The organism is Photobacterium aquae (assembly GCF_001029445.1).
GTDB classification, from domain to species: Bacteria; Pseudomonadota; Gammaproteobacteria; order Enterobacterales; family Vibrionaceae; genus Photobacterium; species Photobacterium aquae.
Genome location: NZ_LDOT01000033.1, coordinates 1 through 20,740 on the forward strand (window position 1 = coordinate 1; position 20,740 = coordinate 20,740).

Annotated in this window: 15 protein-coding genes; 5 read left to right on the forward strand and 10 right to left on the reverse strand. The window is 48.7% G+C overall.

Going from position 1 to position 20,740, the window contains the following annotated elements:
- Positions 1 to 27: 27 nt before the first annotated feature.
- Entirely contained in the window at positions 28 to 474 is a 447-nt protein-coding gene (locus ABT56_RS19195) for a hypothetical protein (protein WP_047880536.1), read from the reverse strand.
- A gap of 355 nt (positions 475 to 829) precedes the next feature.
- Here ABT56_RS19195 and ABT56_RS19200 point away from each other — a divergent pair, with 355 nt between their 5' ends.
- Both ABT56_RS19200 and ABT56_RS19205 read left to right on the forward strand, forming a co-directional pair.
- Positions 830 to 1,792: an integron integrase gene (locus ABT56_RS19200; protein WP_047880537.1), complete on the forward strand. Its 963-nt coding sequence runs from the start codon at positions 830 to 832 to the stop codon at positions 1,790 to 1,792.
- A gap of 501 nt (positions 1,793 to 2,293) precedes the next feature.
- Positions 2,294 to 3,952, forward strand: coding sequence for a putative transporter (locus tag ABT56_RS19205; RefSeq protein WP_047880538.1), 1,659 nt, complete (start codon positions 2,294 to 2,296; stop codon positions 3,950 to 3,952).
- 194 nt (positions 3,953 to 4,146) lie between these two features.
- Here the strand turns inward: ABT56_RS19205 and rlmC are convergent, their stop codons facing one another.
- Positions 4,147 to 5,286, reverse strand: a complete 1,140-nt coding sequence (gene rlmC / locus ABT56_RS19210; RefSeq protein WP_047880539.1) for a 23S rRNA (uracil(747)-C(5))-methyltransferase RlmC — start codon at positions 5,284 to 5,286, stop codon at positions 4,147 to 4,149.
- A gap of 237 nt (positions 5,287 to 5,523) precedes the next feature.
- On the opposite strand from rlmC, the gene ABT56_RS19215 reads away from it, so the two are divergent.
- The 3 genes from ABT56_RS19215 (at position 5,524) to ABT56_RS19225 (ending at position 9,222) form a co-directional block, all read left to right on the forward strand.
- A complete protein-coding gene (locus tag ABT56_RS19215) occupies positions 5,524 to 6,501 on the forward strand; it encodes a LysR family transcriptional regulator (protein ID WP_047880540.1) in 978 nt (325 codons plus the stop codon).
- 154 nt (positions 6,502 to 6,655) lie between these two features.
- Complete coding sequence (locus ABT56_RS19220; protein WP_047880541.1) at positions 6,656 to 7,765, forward strand: NAD/NADP octopine/nopaline dehydrogenase family protein; 1,110 nt, start codon at positions 6,656 to 6,658, stop codon at positions 7,763 to 7,765.
- Positions 7,766 to 7,815: 50 nt separating this feature from the next.
- Positions 7,816 to 9,222: a YfcC family protein gene (locus tag ABT56_RS19225; RefSeq protein WP_047880542.1), complete on the forward strand. Its 1,407-nt coding sequence runs from the start codon at positions 7,816 to 7,818 to the stop codon at positions 9,220 to 9,222.
- A gap of 396 nt (positions 9,223 to 9,618) precedes the next feature.
- Here ABT56_RS19225 and ABT56_RS23405 read toward each other — a convergent pair whose 3' ends face one another.
- The 8 genes from ABT56_RS23405 to ihfA all read right to left on the reverse strand — a co-directional run bounded on the left by ABT56_RS23405 (position 9,619) and on the right by ihfA (position 20,580).
- Positions 9,619 to 11,478 carry a methyl-accepting chemotaxis protein gene (locus tag ABT56_RS23405; protein ID WP_053062573.1) on the reverse strand — a complete coding sequence of 620 codons (1,860 nt, stop codon included), beginning with the start codon at positions 11,476 to 11,478 and terminating at the stop codon, positions 9,619 to 9,621.
- A 451-nt stretch (positions 11,479 to 11,929) separates the two neighbouring features.
- Positions 11,930 to 13,453 (reverse strand): DUF1501 domain-containing protein, encoded by a 1,524-nt coding sequence (locus tag ABT56_RS19235; RefSeq protein ID WP_084722418.1) that lies wholly within the window; start codon positions 13,451 to 13,453, stop codon positions 11,930 to 11,932.
- Between the two features lie 3 nt (positions 13,454 to 13,456).
- Positions 13,457 to 14,980: a DUF1800 domain-containing protein gene (locus ABT56_RS19240; protein WP_047880543.1), complete on the reverse strand. Its 1,524-nt coding sequence runs from the start codon at positions 14,978 to 14,980 to the stop codon at positions 13,457 to 13,459.
- Between the two features lie 262 nt (positions 14,981 to 15,242).
- Complete coding sequence (locus ABT56_RS19245; RefSeq protein WP_047880544.1) at positions 15,243 to 17,033, reverse strand: M3 family oligoendopeptidase; 1,791 nt, start codon at positions 17,031 to 17,033, stop codon at positions 15,243 to 15,245.
- 67 nt (positions 17,034 to 17,100) lie between these two features.
- Positions 17,101 to 17,862, reverse strand: coding sequence for a vitamin B12 ABC transporter ATP-binding protein BtuD (btuD, locus tag ABT56_RS19250; protein ID WP_084722420.1), 762 nt, complete (start codon positions 17,860 to 17,862; stop codon positions 17,101 to 17,103).
- Between the two features lie 37 nt (positions 17,863 to 17,899).
- Entirely contained in the window at positions 17,900 to 18,892 is a 993-nt protein-coding gene (gene btuC / locus ABT56_RS19255; RefSeq protein ID WP_047880546.1) for a vitamin B12 ABC transporter permease BtuC, read from the reverse strand.
- A gap of 147 nt (positions 18,893 to 19,039) precedes the next feature.
- Positions 19,040 to 20,095: a succinylglutamate desuccinylase gene (locus tag ABT56_RS19260; RefSeq protein ID WP_047880547.1), complete on the reverse strand. Its 1,056-nt coding sequence runs from the start codon at positions 20,093 to 20,095 to the stop codon at positions 19,040 to 19,042.
- A gap of 188 nt (positions 20,096 to 20,283) precedes the next feature.
- A complete protein-coding gene (ihfA, locus tag ABT56_RS19265; protein ID WP_047880548.1) occupies positions 20,284 to 20,580 on the reverse strand; it encodes an integration host factor subunit alpha in 297 nt (98 codons plus the stop codon).
- Positions 20,581 to 20,740 lie beyond the last annotated feature (160 nt).

The following is a 20,740-nucleotide window of genomic DNA, read 5'->3' on the forward strand; positions in this document are numbered from 1 at the left end:
CAAAGGCTCATATGTGTTAGGTTAAATCTACTTCTTATCACCGAACTTAAGTTTCATTTCTTGCAATAAATCCTTTACTGACTTTTCAGGCTTAGAAAGCTCAGTAGAACACAATACACCTATTCGGTTCTTGATAATTAGTGATGCAGCAGGAACACAAATGCCTAAGGTAACATCATATTTGGACGTTATTGCAGTCATAACCCCGACAATAAGATCTCTAAGATTCCCTTCAATAAGCTCTTGAACCCAAGGTTGGGGATTGCTTTCATCAACTGCGCATAATACCTGCTGCATTTCAAATTGAATTGCTAACCAAAGCTTATTACCTAGCTCAGGGTAAGGAGCTGAATAACGAACACCTTTAGGTGCATACTCATATTGATAACCAATACCAAGCTGCAAAATAGAATAGCCTTCCGGTAGTTCTAATGCCTTAACTACTTTTTGAACTTCAACTTCTGATATGTTCATTTACTCTCCATTTAACCTAACAGTGTATTAAACAGCATGCTCGCTTTTCCCAGCCTAATACACGCTTAATTGCACACAATTTTCTTATCAGCATCCTTTTAAGTCAATAGGTTGCATAAAATCATTGTTGCTTAACAGCTGTTTTTCGCTCGCGCAAAGCGAACATTCGGTATTAATGAGACCTCATTAATACCGAGAAATACCATAAATAACTATAAGTATCAATCATTTAAAAGAAAACAGCGTGATAAATACCTGCATTCTTTGTCTCATTATTAGCAGATCAATGTTGGTCATTTTCTATCATTCCATTATAACTGTGTTTATATACAGTTACTTAAAACGGAAGATATTGATGACAGGCTCACCTTTTATGCAACAAGTACGAACGGAATTACGTACACGTCAATACAGTATTCGCACAGAAAAAAACTATATGTACTGGGTTCGCTACTTCATACGTTTTAATGACAAAAGACACCCTGCTGATATGGGAAATAGAGAAATTGAACGTTTTCTAAACCATCTCGCTATCAACAGAGATGTCAGCGCCGCTACGCAAAATCAAGCTCTATGCGCTCTTATATTTTTATATCGATTCGTTATTCGCCGTGACATTCAAGGCTTAAAATATAGTAATACTCGCAAGCCTAAACGCATACCAATAGTTCTTAATAATGAAGAGGTTAGTGCTATTTTCCAGCATCTTGATGGAAAATATTGGTTAATTGCAGCGCTTCTCTATGGATGTGGTTTACGTATTCAAGAAGCATTAACTCTCAGAATCAAAGATATCGATTTTACTTCAAAGTCAATTTTGATTTTTAATGGTAAAGGAAGCAAAGATCAATACACTTTACTACCAGAAAAGCTCATTGCGCCTTTGCAATCACAAATTATCCTTGTAAGACAAAACCACCAAAAAGACTTAGATGATGGTGCCGGGAAGGCTTCGTTACCTCCCGCCTTGCTAAGAAAGTACAAAGGTGCATTAAAACTCTACGGCTGGCAATTCCTCTTCCCATCCAGTCATCGCTGCGTCCATCCTTATGATGGCTATATATGCCGCCACCATTTACACGCAACAGCATTTTCAAGAAAACTTAGAGAAGCAGTCATAGCCAGTGACATACCCAAACGAGTCACGGCCCATACATTCCGCCATTCGTTTGCAACGAAACTGTTGGAAAATGGCACTGACATTCGCACAGTTCAAGAGCTACTTGGGCACTCAGATTTACGTACAACGGAAATCTACCCCCATGTTATAGGTAACCGCCGGGCGGGAACCAAGAGCCCGGTTGATTTCATCGTTTAGTGGCAAAGCTCTCACTCTTCGTTTTCTGAGTGGCTAATTTCATGAGCAAAATCTCACTTTTAGTTTGCTCCCTCACAGTTTTTGTAACCAAATATTACAAAGTCTTGATGTGCGCCACAGTTTGCCTGTCGGGCTCTTAACCTCTTGTCGAGACAGGCGTATTTTGTTTACCACACATAAATTTTGTCCCTGAATATGGCGACGGTGTTGTTATCCACTAACAGGTAGTTGATACACGGTTTTTCCCGCACCGATTTTGGTTCCACCAGCTGTAGATACCCGCTCTCTAACCACTCCTTTCGCGCCACGGCGAAATCAGTTCTTACCGAGTTGTTGCTACCCCTGGCGTTTCATTGCCACCAAAAGGGGCTGGCGACTCTTTGCCATCAATTTGACATTCCGATCTGGCAAGGCGCCAGTAGGCCGGTCTCGGTTTCACTCCAGCCCTGCTCGGCTTTCTGCTTGCGCCTTGCCAGATCGATATTCAATTAGGAGAAAAACATGAGCGACATTGCACTCTCTATCAGCATCCTTGCGCTGGTGGCGGTGCTGGGCTTGTGGATCGGCAACTGGCGCATCTATGGCGTTGGGCTAGGGATTGGCGGGGTACTCTTTGGCGGTATCTTGGTTGGTCACTTCACCAACGACTGGGGCATCGTGCTCGATTCGCACACCTTGCACTTCATCCAGGAGTTCGGGCTGATTCTATTTGTCTACACCATAGGTATACAGGTCGGTCCGGGCTTCTTTGCCTCGCTGCGAAGCTCTGGCCTGAAACTAAACGGATTTGCCGCCCTCATCGTTCTGCTGGGGTGTCTGGTTACCATTGCGCTTCACTATCTGTTTGAAGTCCCGCTGCCGGTTATTCTCGGGATTTTCTCCGGCGCGGTCACCAATACCCCCTCTCTGGGTGCTGGCCAGCAAATCCTTGCTGAATTGGGTGCCCAAGAAAGCATGCAGGACCTCACCGGTATGGGCTATGCCATTGCATATCCATTCGGGATCTGCGGGATCTTGCTGACCATGTGGATCCTCCGCTTGATCTTCCGGGTCAATGTCAGTGACGAGGCCACAAACTTCGACCAGCAAAATGGCCATAAGAAACTGAGCCTGCATACCCTCAACGTGGCTATCAAGAACCAGAACCTCAATGGGTTGATGCTCAAGGAAGTCCCGGCCATTACCGAAGGGGATATTGTCTGCTCGCGCCTGAAACGCGGCGACAAACTGTTTGTGCCAAAGCCGGATTCCAAAGTTGAGGTTGGCGATCTGCTCCACCTGGTAGGCAACCGCAATGCCTTGGAAAAAGCCAGGCTGGTTATTGGTGATGAAGTGGATGCCTCACTCTCTACCCGAGGCACTGAGCTGCGGGTGCAACGCTTGGTGGTGACCAACGAAATTGTACTGGGCAAGAAAATCCGCGATTTGGGGCTGAAGGAAAAATACGATGTAGTGATCTCACGGCTTAACCGAGCCGGTGTCGAGCTTGTACCAACCAGCCAGACAACCCTGCAATTTGGTGACATTCTCAACTTGGTCGGCCGTCAGGAATCCATCGAATCCGTTAGCGGTATTGTCGGCAACGCGCACCAAAAACTCCAGCAGGTGCAAATGCTGCCGGTCTTCCTCGGTATTGGCCTTGGGGTATTGTTGGGCTCTATTCCTATTTACCTGCCTGGCTTTCCTGCTGCGGTTAAACTCGGCTTGGCCGGCGGCCCACTCATTGTCGCCTTGATTCTGGCGAGAATCGGCAGCATCGGTAAACTTTACTGGTTCATGCCACCAAGCGCCAACCTTGCCTTGCGCGAAATCGGGATTGTATTGTTCCTTGCAGTAGTCGGCCTGAAATCTGGTGGCGGCTTTATCGATACCCTCGTCAACGGCGAAGGGATGAGCTGGATGGGTTACGGGGTACTCATTACCTTTATTCCACTTATCATCACTGGGGTTGTCGCCAGAATGTTCGGTGGCCTCAACTACCTAACAATCTGCGGCATGCTGGCCGGTTCGATGACCGATCCACCCGCGCTAGCCTTTGCCAATAGCCTACATCCAACCAATGGTGCGGCGGCGCTGTCTTATGCGACGGTCTACCCGCTGGTGATGTGTTTGAGGATATTGTCACCCCAGCTGCTGGCGCTGCTGCTATGGGCGCTATGAAGCCCCAGCGTTTCCCTGTTATCGCTCGCTTTATCAGTAACAGTGATATAAGCAAGAGCAACATGAGCACAATAGCTACGCAGGTAATAGCGGCATAAACAGCTGATACAAGCTATCAATACAAACAAGCCAGACATGATGTCTGGCTTGTTTTTTAAGGTACTTATTTATTAAAGTATCAGGCTACGAATGGATTATGCGTTTCGCTCCAGCAACACCATCACTTCGGCATGCTCGGTATGCGGGAACATATCAAACCACTGCAAGCGCTTAGGCTGATATTCAGGCATCGCGTCGATATCTGATTTAAGCGTCTGCGGGTTGCAGCTTGAGTACAACACATAGCGCGGCGCCAATTCCACCAGCTGCTCGGCCAACACCTTGCCCAGTCCGCGTCGCGGCGGATTAACCAGCACAAGCTCAGGAACGCTATCATGCATCAAGGCAAACTTGGCAGAATCCAATGCATCGAAGTCCAGATTGGTAATACCCATTTCGTCCGCCGAACGCTTGGCGCTGGCAATGGCTTCAGGCTCGATTTCAATCCCCGTCACCGCATCCGTTACCGATGCACAATGCAGGGCAAAACCACCTACCCCGCAGAACAAGTCCCACATTTTTTCAGGGGCAAGCTCTTTAACCCAATCGCGAGCTGTCGCATAAAGCTGCTCGGCCACCTTGGGATTCGTTTGGAAAAAGCTCTTAGGGCGAACAACCAAAGGCACATCGTTGAAGCGCTCAACCAAATGCTGGTTATCGGTCAGGAATATCTCCTCGTCACCTTCCAGACGTGCCATATGCACCGGTTGCAGGTTTACCGACACCACAGTCACTGCCGGGAATGCATGTTGCAGGCGAGCAAGGTTTTGCTCAATACGTCCCATTGCATCGCGGCTACGCAATACAAAACGCAACATGAACTCACCGCTGTTCTGGCTGCGGGTTAGCAATACGAACTTCAGCTCGCCTTTTTTCTTGGCTTTATTGTAGGGCGGGATGCCGGACACGCGGATCCAATCTTGGAGGTACGCAAGCAACGCCTGCATATCATCGGGATATAATGGGCAATGTGTCAGGCTGACAAGCGTATTGCTGTCGTTGGTTTGCACATCAGCACCCAGCACGGGCGCATGGGCAGCACCAAGCACGACCATCTTGGCCTTATTGCGGCAGCCGGTTTCATCGCTCAGCACTGGCTCCAGCCACTGCTCTGGCATACGCTGGGCAAACAATGATTTGAGCGCCTGATCTTTTTGCGCGATCTGTTGGGCGTATGGCATACCCATATTCAGGCATGATCGACACTGCTGCTGGTTAAAGAAGTCACATTGCATCGTGCTGTACCGGATGAAAAAAGCGCTAGTCTATGCTTATTGATGAAAATCACCATATAAATAACTCATCATGACGATAAGCAATGTTAATTCCTGTGATTTCCCTATTTTTCTGCTGAAAAACTGGTCATATTTAAGTCGCTTATCATTTCTCTGTCAGCTAAATCCTTGCTGCTTCAAAGAAATTATTTCAGCGCTTTGCTAGCCTTGCGCCATTCTTCCCCATACGGCCTACTCATGAAGTTTTCCCAGCTTAATGCCTTCAAAGCAATTATCGAATGCCAAACCGTGACTGCCGCTGCCGAGCGCCTTCACCTAAGTCAACCTGCCGTCAGCCGCCTGCTGTCCAGCCTTGAACAACGGCTCGGTTTCAAGCTCTTTATACGCAAAGGCAACCGCCTTGTACTGAGCGACGAGGGCCAAGCTTTCTCTCTAGAGGTTGCCAAAGTGTTTGACGCCGTATCCGGCTTGGACGAAGCAGCGATATCCATCCGCTCCAACCATTTTGGCAGCCTCAATATCGCAGCAATGCCGTTGCTTTCTAATGCCTACCTGCCTCGGGTACTGGCCCGATTCCTCAGCAATGCGCCCAAACTCAAAATCGGCTTTAAAACCTACCGTTCGGGCGATGTGGTTCGCCATGTACAAAGTCAGACAACCGATATCGGCTTTGCCTTCATTGATAACACCAGCATCGCAGGGGTTAAAGCGCAGCGGGTTGAGTGCGAATGTGTCTGCCTTATTCCAGCGTCATCTCCCTTGGCCAAGCATCAGGTGATCGATATCTATGATATTGCCGACCAAGTGCTGATCCGCCATGAGAAAGATGCCACCCAACGGCGCATCGATGCCCTGCTCCGACGCTACAACCTCTCGACCATCGAGCAAATTGAAGTCTCGCTAGCCAGTACAGCGGCGGCTCTGGTTCGCGAAGGGCTAGGAATCGCCATCACCGACCCTTTCACCGGCGTGATAGACAGCGAACATGCCCACGTTGTCATGCGCCCCTTGGTCTTCAGCCTGCCATTTGAATTCGATATCCTTTACCCGGCCCTCAAACCGATCCACCGTCATGCCGAGAGTTTTATCGAGCACTTCATGCTGTTGGCCGACGCGCTGGATATCCAGCTGAAAATTGGGCCAATGCGGGATCTCGATCAGCCGCCAGTTGCGCTACCTCACAATTCGCCACAGCTTGCCGCATCATGCAAATAAATAAGTTATCATTTAAATTTCAAAAGGTTAAAAACAAAGAAGCACGTCAGTATAACTTTTTTGCATGGCTGATTGTGCCTTCGGCATTGGCGAGAAATACCGAGTTTTCCTTACTGTGTATCCAACAAAACGCACAACACATTAAGGAATAATTATGACAACGCGTGTCGCTGTAATCGGCTCAGGCAATGCCGGGCTAACCGCCGCCTACCACTTCACTCTTCAGGGTGCGGATGTCTGCCTGTATGGCGCAGCAGGTTTCGACCAGCCCCTGACAGATATCGAACAACGCGGTGGTATCGAGGCACTAGCGAGCTTCAATGATGTGTCACTAAGCTACGCCGGGTTCCAAGCCATTGATAAAATCAGCCGTGATCTGGCCGAAACACTGGCCTATGCCGATCTGATCGTTATGCCGGTTCCTTCGTTTGCCCAAGAGCCACTGTTCACCAATATGCTGCCACATCTACGCAACGGCCAAATCCTGATGCTGATGCCGGGCAACTACGGCTCGCTGGTTCTCAACCGGATCAAACACGAACAAGGCTATGACGATCTCGATATCACCTTTGTCGATGCAATCTCGATCCCTTGGGCGACCCGCATTGTCGGCCCTGCCGAATTGGCGATTCTCGGTATGAAAGAGTTCCTGCCCGTTGCCGCTCTACCCGCTCACCGCACTGCCGAGGCAATTAAAGCCCTACAACCTGTCATGCCGTTGCCGCTTACCCCACTGGGCAACGTCATTGAAGCCGGGCTGGAGAACATCAACTTCGGTGGCCACCCGCTGCTAACCACGCTGAACATGGGCCTGCTGGAAAACTTCGACGGCCAGTTCAACTACTACAAAGACTGCTGCTCAGTCTCTACCGCCAAGGCGGCCGCAGTCATGGAAAACGAACGCCTAGCTATCGGTGCAGCGCTGGGACTGTCACTGAAGCCCGAGCTAGAGGCGATGAACGCGCTTTACGCGATGGACTGCAAAGACGTATACGAAGTCAACCGTACCTCCGAGACCCACGGCAAGCTTAACAGTGCCCCGAACTCGGCCAGCAACCGCTACATCACCGAAGATGCCGCCTACCTACTGGTACCATGTTACGAGTTTGCCCAGCTTAGCGGCATTGACACCCCGATGCTGACAGCCTGCCTGCACATCGACAATGCCTACAACGACACCGATTACTTCGTTACCGGACGTACCTTGGAAAAAATGGGGCTAGACAACCTGACAGCAAAAGAAATCATGGAATTTGTTGCCTGATATCGGCAACCGAAACAATGGGGCCATGCGCCCCATTTAAGGAATACATAATGAACAAAATAAAATTCCCCTCTGCCTACACTATCCTGATGCTTTTGACCGTTCTGATGGCATTGCTGACTTGGCTGATCCCTGCCGGGCAATACCAGATGGTCACCAACGAGACCCTGGGCCGTATGGTGCCGGTGGTGGGTTCCTACCAAACCGTCGATGCCAACCCGCAAGGGATCATTGATATCCTGATGGCCCCGATTCAGGGCTTTTACGATCCGGCCAGCTATGCCGCCCGCGCTGTCGATGTCGCCTTGTTCGTGCTGGTGATCGGCGGTTTCCTTGCCGTGGTGACCCAAACCGGCGCCATTGACGCAGGGATTGCCGGTACAATGAAGCGCCTTGCCGGCCGTGAAAAGTGGATGATCCCTATCTTGATGGGCTTGTTTGCCCTCGGCGGTACCGTCTATGGCATGGCCGAAGAAACCATCCCCTTCTATGCCCTGCTGATCCCTGTGATGATCGCCGCCGGTTATGACAGTATCGTCGGTGTGGCAATTATCATGGTCGGCGCGGGGATCGGCTGCCTTGGCTCAACCATCAACCCCTTCGCGACGGTGATTGCCTCTAACGCCGCAGAAATCAATTTCATGGAAGGTTTCGCACTGCGTGCCGCGATTCTGGTCATTGGCTGGCTCATCTGTGTGTTCTACGTCATGCGCTATGCAGAGCGAGTAAAACAAGATCCGTCCAGCTCGATTGTTGCCCACCAGCACGACGACAACCTGCGTCATTTCCTTCACAGCAAAGAGCAACAAACCCCTGAGCTAAATACAACCCGCAAGGCGGTACTGGCAATTTTCGGCCTGACGTTCTGCGTCATGATGTGGGGTGTTTCAAGTGCTGGCTGGTGGATGGCCGAACTCTCTGCCCTCTTTATCGGCTCCAGCATTCTGGTTGGCTTCGTTGGCCGCCTGTCTGAAGTGGAAATCACCGACAGCTTTGTTAACGGCGCGCGCGATTTGCTCGGCGTGGCACTGATCATCGCCATCGCCCGTGGTTTGGTCGTGGTCATGGACAACGGCAATATCACCCATACCATTTTGAACTACGCCGAAGGCCTACTGGGCGGTTTGAACGAAATCGCTTTCATCAACGCAATCTACTGGGTTGAGGCCGTACTGTGTATCGTAGTGCCATCGTCTTCTGGCTTGGCGGTACTCTCTATGCCTGTTCTTGCCCCACTGGCCGATTTTGCCGGGGTGGGCCGCGAACTGGTTGTAACCGCGTTCCAATCAGCCTCTGGCCTACCTAACCTAGTAACCCCGACATCCGGTGTTGTTATGGGTGGCCTTGCTATCGGCCGCGTCGCCTACTCCTCATGGCTTCGCTTCATCGGCCCGCTTATCGGTATCCTGACAGCAATGGTCATGATGCTACTGAGCCTCGGCGTCATGATGAGCTAACCGACCATAATTATTATCTTTCGAAATTAAAACAACCCTTTCAGTTGGCACAAAAAAAGCCGGTGATACCCTCACCGGCTTTATTGCGTTGAACGATATAAAAGCCATTAAAAGCCGCCCCTCCATCACCGATTCGCTCCTAGACTTAGCACCATGATAGGCACATCAACTACTGTAGCTGTAGCAACAATCTCAATACCTTTGTTGCCTCGTCATAGCCAGATACCTTTACCACTTCCACTGGAAGATTAATCAAGCAGATCTCACTCACCACCGAATACACCGGCAATAGGCAAAGTGATCTTAATAACATCACTGACGTGGCGATAAAAAAGAAACAAAAAAGGCAGTGATTGCCCACTGCCTTTGCCAATACCTATCCGGTTATTTTCGATCTTATCCCATCTTGAAGTAAGACATTTCCTGCTTCATGGCTTCAATCAATGCGGAGATTTCCCGGTTAACGTCGCTGATCAAGCGGGCGTTATCCAAACTGATCTGTACAGTATGGTTGATATTCTCTACTCGGCGGGAAACATCCATCGTCACCGATGACTGCTCTTCCGAGGCCGTTGCCACCAAGGTATTGATATCAGACATTGCTTCGACTTTCGCCATGATCCCTCTAAATGCCTCGGAGATCTCCAGCGACATCCGGTAGGACTCTTCCACCAAGCTAGAATTGCTCACCATGAACTCATCAGCTTTCTTCGATTGCTCCTGCAGCTGCAAAATAATCGACTGAATATCAATGGTTGATTGCTGAGTCTTGGCTGCAAGCGATCTCACCTCGTCGGCAACAACGGCAAAACCTCGGCCCTGCTCACCAGCACGCGCGGCTTCGATTGCAGCATTGAGAGCCAAAAGGTTAGTCTGTTCCGAAATCGACGTGATCACATCCACCACTGAGCTGATCTTGTCGCTATATTGGCGCAACTCGCTGACAATCAATACCGACTCTTTGATTGAATCACTCACCTGAACCGAAATAGACTCAGAACGCTGCAAGGTTTCAGAACCCACGGCAACCACCTGAAGAACGTCACTCGCTTGGGTATCAGCCTGAGCCGCGTTATGCGCCACATCAGTGGCTGTCGAGGATAGCTCGGTAATCGCCGCCGCAACCTGCTCAACTTCCATCGACTCGCTCTGGGCATTATCCTTGTTATCTTGGATAATCGATTCAATTCGTGATTGGTTGGCAAGTAATGAATCCGTCACCGTATTTGTGGTTTGAGTTATCGTTTTGATACTTTGTTGCATATTACGCAAGGATTGCGACACCAAGCCATTTGGGTTGAACTCAACCGATACGATATGGCCAAGAGCAAATTGCTCTATTTTTTCAGCCAGGACTTCCGGCTCCTCGCCCAAGTTGGTATTGATCTCTTTCTTAACAATAGCGAATACAATAAGCGCAAGAATAACGCCGACAGAAAGCAACAGCATAACGAACATTGTCAGGATGGTGTTTCTATTTTCAAACGCACTATTTTGAAGTGTAAACGCGAATATATCGTATTGGTTATTATAGTCCTGCTTCGAAACAGTAAAATATTCACCTTTATCATTTTCATACAAAAACGGTTCATCGGTTACCGACTTATAAATCGGCATAATATCGTAGACATTTTTGCCTTTCCAAGATGCTGTCTGGCTATCGACAAACAATACATGGCCATCTTTGGCCGCTATTGTAAATTCCATCTTGGTTCTCAGCAGATCCTGAGTAATATCAACATCTATGCTCAAAACACCGATAATACGATCGAACTCATTACGAATAGGCGATGCTACACTGATAATAGTCTCACCCGTGGAACTGATATAAGGTGAGGAGATAACATTTTTTCCAGACATCGGCACCATGAACCATTCACGCTGCTTCTCTTTGGCATTGAACCCATGCATGATACCGCTTAATTCATTGGAATAAGTGAATGTTTCACCTGATGGCTTACTAAAATAAACCCCCATATACTTGCCGTTTGATTCTGTAACGATCTTTTTCATTATCGCCAATGTTTCATTGTCAAAATCAAATCGAGCAAACGTATTTGCTAATGCATTCACGCTATTCTGTGTATTCGATAACGTACTTCCTAATGCCGATGTCAGGGTATTAACGACAACCTCATTCTCTTTCTTGATATTTTCGTTTGTCCAGCTTTCAAGATAACGATAGCTAACCAAACAGCTAATAAATATCAAAATAGTTAATGTTGAAACAAAATAAAGCGTAATTTTCTTAAGCATGTCCCTCTCCTAGGGCGATCATGAACGACCTATCACTATCCAAAGCTTTCCGAAACCATTGTATTTATACAGCTTTCGCTCATAATCAAAAACGATAGTGCTACTTTCTGTTTACATTAATTCAAGCTGGCTTAATAACTTAACAATACAACTGTATTTTTAATATAGTTATCTATCTAGCGAATACGCTTATTCCAGATAAGAATACTTATATTTCTATATCAAGCATTCTAAATAGATGGATAAGCACCATTATTCGCGGCGCAAAACAAAAATACCCCAATACCAATATGAAGACATGATAAATACTATACACAAATTACTGATAATATACATATTTGAAAATAATAATTGTGCGTAATGCACGACTTTGTATTATGTAAATACAATAAAAAAAGGCAGCGATCACCCGCTGCCTTCCTTCGTTGCTATTAGCCAATATCGCTAACGTTTAGATTTTATTCCATGCATCCTGCCAATAGAGGCTATCGCCCGGGGCATATCCAGAATTTGAACACCACCCCGAATACGGCCAAGGCTTACACTGATACAAAGCATTATCCTTACCCACGACAATATCACCTTCGTTATAAGCCGTTCCCACTGTATAGGTTGGATATTGCGGCGGAGGATCTGGCAATTCTGGTCCTACCGCACCTACCATAAACGGAATTGTCTTCTGCTCGAACTGTGACAAGGAGGCAAACAGAGTTTCCGGCAGATCATCATAACCAAACCACTGAGCCAAACTGGCATTGACCTGATCCGCCGCGATCTCCGGGATCAAGCGACCATTTTTATAATCATACTCACTACCCGGCTTGAGATCCGGCCACTTACCATAGGCTTTTCCACCCTGTACTGCTCCGCCCATAATGATCTGATGGCCAGCCCAGCCATGATCCGTTCCTGTTTCGTTAGGCATAATTCGGCGTCCGAAATCAGACATGGTAAAGGTGGTTACATTCTCTGACAGCCCCTGCTGCTTGATTTCATGGTAGAACGCTGCCATTGCATCAGCGACCTGCTTCAATAACCCAGCGTGGGCATTAAGCTGATCTTTATGGGTATCAAAACCACCGAGTCCAAGGAAGAATACCTGCCGGCGGTGGCCCATCGCTTCGCTGTTCCTAGCCTTGATCATCTGCGCCGTGGTATGAAGCATATTACCAAGCCCCGTATCAGGAAACCCCGGTAGTTTGCCCACAGAGGCCAATGCCTCATCCAACTGGGCATTCTCATGGTATCGGCTTGCCATCGTTGCTGAGTAGTTATCTTCATACAGGTTGGCAAACTGCGCATTAAAATGGCGCATCATGGCATCAACACGATCAGCGGTTGTCAAACCGCTATAGCTACCCGCTCCAACACTGGTCGTCACCAACTGCTCTTTGATGTTATTGCGCAGCCATTTCTTCTCGCCGCCTAACGAAATCATCGGCGAGAGCTTACCCGGCAGATACATCTGCTCTACCATTCGGCCAGCCCAGCCTAGCTTAATATCCATCTCATCGGCACCGGACTGCCACATCGTTTGCTGGAGATTGTGCGCCATCAGGAACTCAGGATAACGCGCACTAGTCTGATCACGACCAATGATCGGCTCAACCAACTGGCCGGTATTAACGATCACTGTTGCGCTTTTCTCAACGGCAAAAATATCCTGCAGGCTTTGCATTGCCGGATGCAGGCTCAACGCAACATTATTGTCGGTTTTAATACCTAGCGGCACGGCAGCACTACGCTCAATCGCCAGTTTAGGACGAGCAGACAAATACTCCGCATAAGCACTATCGTCATCGGGGATCACCATGTTGTAGGCATCGTTACCGCCAAGCAGGAAGATACACACCAGCGCCTTGTAGTCTTCATCCGTATTCGCCACGGGATTAAGAGCAGCAACCGACGGGGCAACAACCGAGGTCGCTCCCAGTGCTGCCGTCCCTTTCAAAAAGTTACGTCTTGATAGTTTCATGGCTTACCCCTGACAACGGAATTCTGGTGAACACTGGATGGCAAATAGCGTATCGATAACCTTACGGTCTTCATTACGGCGATCTTGCTCTAATTGGGCCAGCATGGCGTGCAGGTAATCGGCCAATGGCTGTGACATCAAGCCACCGAACAACCGCTCGTTGACCAAAGCAACATACGCCTGCGGATCGCTGACTACCGCCTTGAACTCACTACGGTCCCAATGCCAACGCTTAGGCTTGGTTGGATCGACCGACGTGATCATCCCCCACATCCGATTTGAAATTCGACGCATCACATCCATCGATAGAATCGCAAACTCAGGGCCACTTAATTGCTTGTCGGTTAGCTCACCTTTAGGGGCGTAATCGGGCTCATAGAAGTTAAACACACTAGAAGCCTGTAGCGGCGCTTGGCCAAAGTTGCCTTGAATCCCAGCGAAATCCCACCAGCGCAATGGATCATTATTCTTAACCTCAAGGGCGCGACATAGATTGGCCATCGCAATCACTGGCTCCTTCACTTTGCCAAAATTGCGCTTGCCCGTCCCCGATGCTTGATGATCCGCCATAGCACGTCCCGCCAGCAAATCTTTATCAAGCAGAATTGCACGTACCACGGCCTTCATATCGCCACGGACACCATAACCGTTATCTTTGAACACATCAGAAACACGCTTGATATAGTTGCGACGCGGATTGCTGATAGTCAGGCGTTTAATCAGCAAAGTAGAAATGAACATTGGGGTGTTGCGGTGCTCAAACAGCAGATCGATAGCTTGATCCAAATCCTGCTCTGCAGTTTGCCCTGCCGGGAAGACCTGCCCCATCACCACTTTCTCGTCCGTATCGTGACGGCTGGCCACCGCATACATAGGCTCAAGGTAATTACGGCGGCGCCAGCCGGTAAATACTCGCGCCAACTCTTCAACATCATCCTGCGAATAATTGGGGATTTTGTTGCCGTTAGTATCAAGACTCACCGTGCCGTTGGAGTCCAAACGCCACAAACCGATGCTGAACAGCTGCATCACTTCACGAGCATAGTTCTCGTCAGGGAATGTATTGCGCTGCGGATTAGCCTTACAGCTTCCCTCCATCGTGAGAAATTTGCCCATAGCAGGGCTCAATGTGACGGCCTTGAGCAAGTCGCGAAAATTGCCAAACGCATGCTCTAGCAGCAAATCGTAATACTCTGCCAACGACTGAGAGTCAGGGCCGCCATAGCGCGAGACAACCAGAATTTGGCTCAATGCATAGGCAACACGCTGTCTTAGCTGATCACCCCCGGTAAGTGCACGGCACCACCAGGCACTCATCCTGGCTACCTCATTGATTTTTTCATTGCTTGCGGAGGAAAATTGCTCTGTCAGCTGGCGGTGACGAACCAACGGCTGCTCAAACTGTTCGCTAAGCCATGCCTCTTCCCCAATTTCAAGCAGCGTGCTGATATCCCCCGGTTTCGGACCAAAGGTTGCACGGTATATAAACCTAGCCGCCTGACCGGGATCATTGATTATATGGGTCACTTTACTTTCCCTTTAACTATTAGAATATTAATTCAATAAAATCATGAAATAGAAAAAGCAAACCCCACAATTTATCGCATCAAAAATGGAACAAAAGTAGCAATTTTCTTTCTTCCAGCCGCTTGCCGTATAGATAACAGGCACTTCGTTGCTCGGAGAATCGTCAAATTTCACAACCGATAAATCAACATGAATAATCCATAGATAAATTACGCATAAAAAAACGCCCAGCACATGGCTGGGCGTTGTTATCCAATCGGTATTATTTACCAAGGCTATCTAGCAATTGCTCAAACTCATCAATCTGCTTGGCAATCATATCGACACTCTGCTGCCAGAAAGCCGCTTCACGAATATCCATCCCTAAATGCTTGGCAACCACCTCTTCTGCTGTCATTGAGCCAGTATCACGCAGCAAGGCTTTATAGTCGTCATAGAAAGACGCGCCTTTGGCTTCTCGCTGGGCATAGACCCCCTTGCTGAACAGGTAACCAAATAGGTATGGGTAGTTATAGAAACTCACTTCAGCAATACTAAAGTGAAGCTTGCTGGCCCAGAACATCTCATTGGTTTCGTCCATGGCATCGCCATACCATTCACGCCATGTTTCAGACATTAACGCCTTGAACTGATCAGCCGTGAACTCACCGCCGCTACGCTGCTCGTAAAACGCCTTTTCAAATTCGTAGCGAACCGGAATATTGACCAAAAGTGCCAATGCCGACTGGGCTTCTTCCCACAGCATCAGCAATTTTTCTTCTTCGCTGGTGGCTTTTTCTAGCAAAGCGTCACGTACAACGTTCTCGGCAAAAATGGAAGCGGTCTCGGCCAAGGTCATTGGGTATTTGGTTTTAACCAATGGCATGTCACGCATAACCCAGTTATGAAATGCATGGCCCAGTTCATGTGCCAGAGTCAGCATATCTGACATACTGCCCCCCCATGTCATAAAAACCAACGGGGTTCGGCTACTGGCCAATTTCGTGCAGTAGGCACCCAAACGCTTATTCGGCTGCGGTGCGGCATCAATAAGTTGCTGCTCAACCATCATATCGACAAACTCAGCCATCTCTGGATCGACCCCAGCAAAGGCCTCGCGAATAATAGCGATGCCTTCAGCAAAGCTGTAGGTCTGGCTGGATGTGTTTGACAATGCAGGCATCGATGCCTGCTCATCCCAAGGCTTGAGCGTTGACGTCCCGAATAGCCTTGCCATTTGCAAACCGGCCTTCTGGCCTACGCCACGGTTGGCCTTGGCAACTCCCATCATGGCATCCAGTGTGGCCTTTTCGATATGGCTACCGTGCAAACTCGGATCCAGAAAATGCATCGGTTTAGTATGGCTGCGCTTTTCATATTCGGTAAGGCGAGCCCCGGCCAACGCATTCAAGATCGCGGCAAAGCTTTCCTGATGCACAGTCATCGCCTCTGCAATAGCGCGCCATGCCGGCTCACGGCGCATCGCATCACCGCCATAAATAATACTGGCAGCCTGTGATAGTCCCATTGTTTCCTGCGTACCGTCTGCCAATGTCAAGGTGACTTTCAGACAACCGGTAATATTGTCGTACAGGCGTCCCCATGCCAGTCGACCGTCCTGATCCAGAGCCGTCAGCAACTGCTCTTCGCCAATCGTGAGCTGGTGCGCTTTCAGCAACCGGCTGCGTTCGAAACCAAAGCGCCAGTCTGCCACCTCATTATCGGCCAACAACGCCTCGAACTGGGCATCATCGAAATTAATAATCGCCTGCTCAAACGGTGTCCATGACTGACTTAAGCGCGACAGCAGGCTATTCACCTGCCCTTGTAGCTTCTTGGCACCGACATCCGTCGCGTCAACAGACAAAATACAGCTACTGAAGGTATACAATGTATGAAGCTTGACCTTCAGCTCGGCGAATATCAATACCGCAGCCGTTACGCCTGCAACTGATGCCGAATCCAACGCAACCAACTCCGGCAGCTTTGCCTCAACGAAGGTTAGGTCCTGAGAAATTTGCGGATCATTCAGATCCTGATAGGCAGCAGAAAGATCCCAACTAGGTGTCGTCATGGTGTCTCCTTTTGTAGCCAGCCTGCCCATTCTTCGCAGGCTGCAATAATAAATATGTTCCGAGTCGTTAATCAGTAAACAGCAGGCAAGATTGCCCCTGATGCTCAATACGCTGGATTTGAGTTGAAAATACACTTTGAAGTCTATCAACCGTCATCACAGTTTTCGGCGTACCCTTAGCGACACAAGAACCATTGTTAAGTAACAGCACGGTATCGGCTTCACGCAAGGTGCGATTCAAATCATGGTTTGCCATGACCACAGCAATACCTTGAGCAGCCATCTTTCTTACCAATTGATACATAATTGCTTCTTGGCCAATATCCAGTGCTGCAGCAGGCTCATCCAATAACAGCAGGCGTGCTTCTGGGTTCAGCGACGGCCATACCTGCAAGCAAGCGGCAGCAAGCCTGACCCGTTGCCACTCACCACCTGATAGCTGCTGGATTGTACGACTGAGCTTATCTGTGATCTTCAGTGCATCGCATATTTCTTCCAGTGCCATTTCAACCTGAGATATCGGTACATCCCCCAACGCCGATAACGACAACACAAGGTAGTGATAGACACCAACGGCAAATGCGGGCTTGTCTTGCTGGGCCAGATAGCAACGCTGCCTTGCCAGTTGAGACAAATCCAACTTCTTAATATTCTGGTCCGAGAGGGTCACCTCACCGTCCCCTTCTCCCAAGCCCGAAACGATCGACAGCACGGTACTCTTCCCGCTACCGTTAGGGCCAATCAGATGAACGATTTCACCTTGGCGCACATCAAAGGAGACGGGCAGTAACCGAGGCGGCATGGCTAGATTTTTCGCACTAAGTACCACAGAAGAGGTTTGGAATTTATCAGACATGGTATTTGGCCTAATCAAACTGTGAACGAAGCAGCATCCAGATAAATACCGGGGCTCCGATTGTCGTGATCACGACCCCCACCGGAAGCTCTGCGGCAGGCAGCATCACTCTGGCTAGCGTATCGGCCGATGCCAACAATATCGCCCCACATAATGCAGATAAAGGCAGCAGGTATCGATTTTCGGTTCCCAATGCCAGTCTGATCAAATGAGGAACAACCAAGCCGATAAAACCAATCACTCCGCCAAGTGCAACGGCGGCTCCAACGAGCAAAGACACCACCAAAATTAAACGCCATCGGAAACGATCTACATCCAAACCAAGCTGGCGGGCCTGATGCTCACCAAGCATCAGAATATCCAAGGTTCGCCCTTTGCTGCACAACCACACCAACACCGGCACAACGACAAACAACAAACTCAGCTGGGCCCAACTGACACCCGCAACGCTTCCCATTAGCCAATACATCAGTACCCGCAAGTTCAAATCATCACTGAAATAAAACGCCCAGGTAACAACCGCACCGGATAATATCCCCAATGCGACACCAATGAGCAGTAACCGGGCGGTTGATACCTTACGCCGGCGCGACAAACCAACAAGCACCAAAGTAAAGGCCATCGCCCCCAGCATCGCTGCAATCATCATCACCATTGGGCCAGGGGAAAAAGGAAGGATGAACAGCACAATAACCAATGCCAAACTGGCTCCGCCAGAGATCCCTAAGACACCGGGTTCGGCTAAAGGGTTACCGAGCAAAACTTGAAGAACTGCGCCAGAGGAGGCCAAAGAGGCGCCAATTGCCAAAGCAGCCAACAATCGAGGAAAACGCAGCTGTAACAGTAGCTTTTGTTCGATATCGCCAGATGGTGACCAAGGCCAGATAAAGATCTCCCCCACGGCCAAAGCAAAGAAAACGGCAACCAGCAACATCGCAGCAGCAATATAGCCTGCGCGTCGCCACCGGGCCTGTCGGTGGCTGATCAATTCATTTAACAACATTAGACTTTCACGATTGGACTTGTCCGCTTACCTTACCCTTTCACCTATAAAATGAAAAGCAAGGATAACTAGGCAACTGATATTTATACCCAAATTGCTTGAGACGCAGCAGACTGATTACTCCATGAGAATTCTATAAATTAGCATTCAATCATTGACAGCATGTACTTGACCGTTGGAAACAACCGCTGTCTTTTTCACCAATAAACATGCCCGCTGACCAACAGCAACATTGGCATTGGGAAATACGATAGCTTCCCCTCCTGCCAATGATAGATATTCCACTCCCACATCAGTTCCCAATAGCTCTCCTTGCTCAAAAAATGAAAAATTTGCCTGATGGCTAGGGAAATTCAATGCGAAATGCTCACTTTTCTTAACCAAGGTCCGTGTCACTTTATATACTTGCGGATAATAACCATCCCACGACGATAGACACAGTGAACCCGTTACCCACTTTTCTAGGGCCTGATAAAAGCCTGCCAGTTGTTGCAAATCGTTTTGACCAAATTGAGCTACTTTACCGAGTTCCAACGTTAATGCTTGTGCCGAAAAATATTCGGCACTGTACCAACTAAAGGTTGGCGAGGCCGTTTGAGACAATAATACGGCTTCAATACATGCCGCTTCCAAAAAGGCAAATAACGAAGAATGGCGGGTGGGATTTTCCGTTGCCGGACTAACAGCAAAGGTGTAATGGGCCGAATCACGGATCGCACAGTGGAGATCCAAATGCCAGCGCGTCGCCTCTTGCCGTGGCGCCTCGGGCTGACCGAAAAAGCGATTGACGGCCTGCTGAAGTTCATTGGCACGACAGCAATCTAAATTAGCAGCGCTGTTAGGGCCCTTGAACAATCTGTTCATGTTCTCGGTGAGATAACGCTGGTGGTGCTGTATCGCTTCAGGATGACCGACAATAAATAGCAAGCGGTGTGCGGGCACTAACACTCCGACCAACACTTGCGTTACCAAACGGTCAATTAACTCGATCGGGGCGGTTTCATCACCATGAACACCACAAGACAATACGACCTCATGCTCTGATACCGTTGCCGCAGGAGGATCACAAACTAATATCCCCCGCCCCCAAAGTCTGCAACGCACACCTGTCAATGTTTTCCATGTTCCAGTCTCTACTGGCAAATCCATATCCAGAGCCGATGCTACAAACTGTCCTTCTTGGGTTAAATGCAACATTCCCATTGAACGTACTCCCTTCGCTCAAGATTAATGCCACTATGATACCTTAGCCCGCATCCATAGACACCATTGCAATACAACTCGGTAACATCTTTATTACCTAGGTCACGCTATCGTGGACTTTAGGCAATAAAAAACCCAAGCAAGTTCTACACACCTTGCTTGGGTTCTTATTCACACAAAAGTCGCGATTACTTTTCGATTTCGATGTTTTCTACGCGAGCTTTCAATTTTTGACCTGGACGGAAAGTCACAACACGACGAGCGGAGATTGGAATATCCTCTCCCGTCTTCGGGTTTCTTCCGGGACGCTCATTCTTGTCGCGCAAATCAAAATTACCAAAACCTGATAACTTCACTTGCTCGCCATGTTCCAGAGCTTTCCTTATTTCTTCAAAGAAGACTTCCACCGTATCCTTGGCGTCCCGTTTGCTTAACCCAACATTTTCAAACAGGTTCTCAGCCAAATCGGCTTTTGTGAGCGCCATAGATAATTCCCTCAAGACTATGTTGAATGGATCGCAGCCATAGCAATCACTATACCTGCAGCGAATCAGTCTAGCTGGTCTGAGCCTTAACAACACCATGTGATCTACACACGATTAATGCTTCAGTCCTAACTAGAGACAAGTTTAAGCCAACTTCCTG

Bases quoted from the DNA above. Each gene is read 5' to 3' on its own strand.
- ABT56_RS19195 (WP_047880536.1), bottom strand. From the start codon at position 474: ATGAACATATCAGAAGTTGAAGTTCAAAAAGTAGTTAAGGCATTAGAA.
- ABT56_RS19200 (WP_047880537.1), top strand. From the start codon at position 830: ATGACAGGCTCACCTTTTATGCAACAAGTACGAACGGAATTACGTACA.
- ABT56_RS19205 (WP_047880538.1), top strand. From the start codon at position 2,294: ATGAGCGACATTGCACTCTCTATCAGCATCCTTGCGCTGGTGGCGGTG.
- rlmC (WP_047880539.1), bottom strand. From the start codon at position 5,286: ATGCAATGTGACTTCTTTAACCAGCAGCAGTGTCGATCATGCCTGAAT.
- ABT56_RS19215 (WP_047880540.1), top strand. From the start codon at position 5,524: ATGAAGTTTTCCCAGCTTAATGCCTTCAAAGCAATTATCGAATGCCAA.
- ABT56_RS19220 (WP_047880541.1), top strand. From the start codon at position 6,656: ATGACAACGCGTGTCGCTGTAATCGGCTCAGGCAATGCCGGGCTAACC.
- ABT56_RS19225 (WP_047880542.1), top strand. From the start codon at position 7,816: ATGAACAAAATAAAATTCCCCTCTGCCTACACTATCCTGATGCTTTTG.
- ABT56_RS23405 (WP_053062573.1), bottom strand. From the start codon at position 11,478: ATGCTTAAGAAAATTACGCTTTATTTTGTTTCAACATTAACTATTTTG.
- ABT56_RS19235 (WP_084722418.1), bottom strand. From the start codon at position 13,453: ATGAAACTATCAAGACGTAACTTTTTGAAAGGGACGGCAGCACTGGGA.
- ABT56_RS19245 (WP_047880544.1), bottom strand. From the start codon at position 17,033: ATGACGACACCTAGTTGGGATCTTTCTGCTGCCTATCAGGATCTGAAT.
- btuC (WP_047880546.1), bottom strand. From the start codon at position 18,892: ATGTTGTTAAATGAATTGATCAGCCACCGACAGGCCCGGTGGCGACGC.
- ABT56_RS19260 (WP_047880547.1), bottom strand. From the start codon at position 20,095: ATGGGAATGTTGCATTTAACCCAAGAAGGACAGTTTGTAGCATCGGCT.
- ihfA (WP_047880548.1), bottom strand. From the start codon at position 20,580: ATGGCGCTCACAAAAGCCGATTTGGCTGAGAACCTGTTTGAAAATGTT.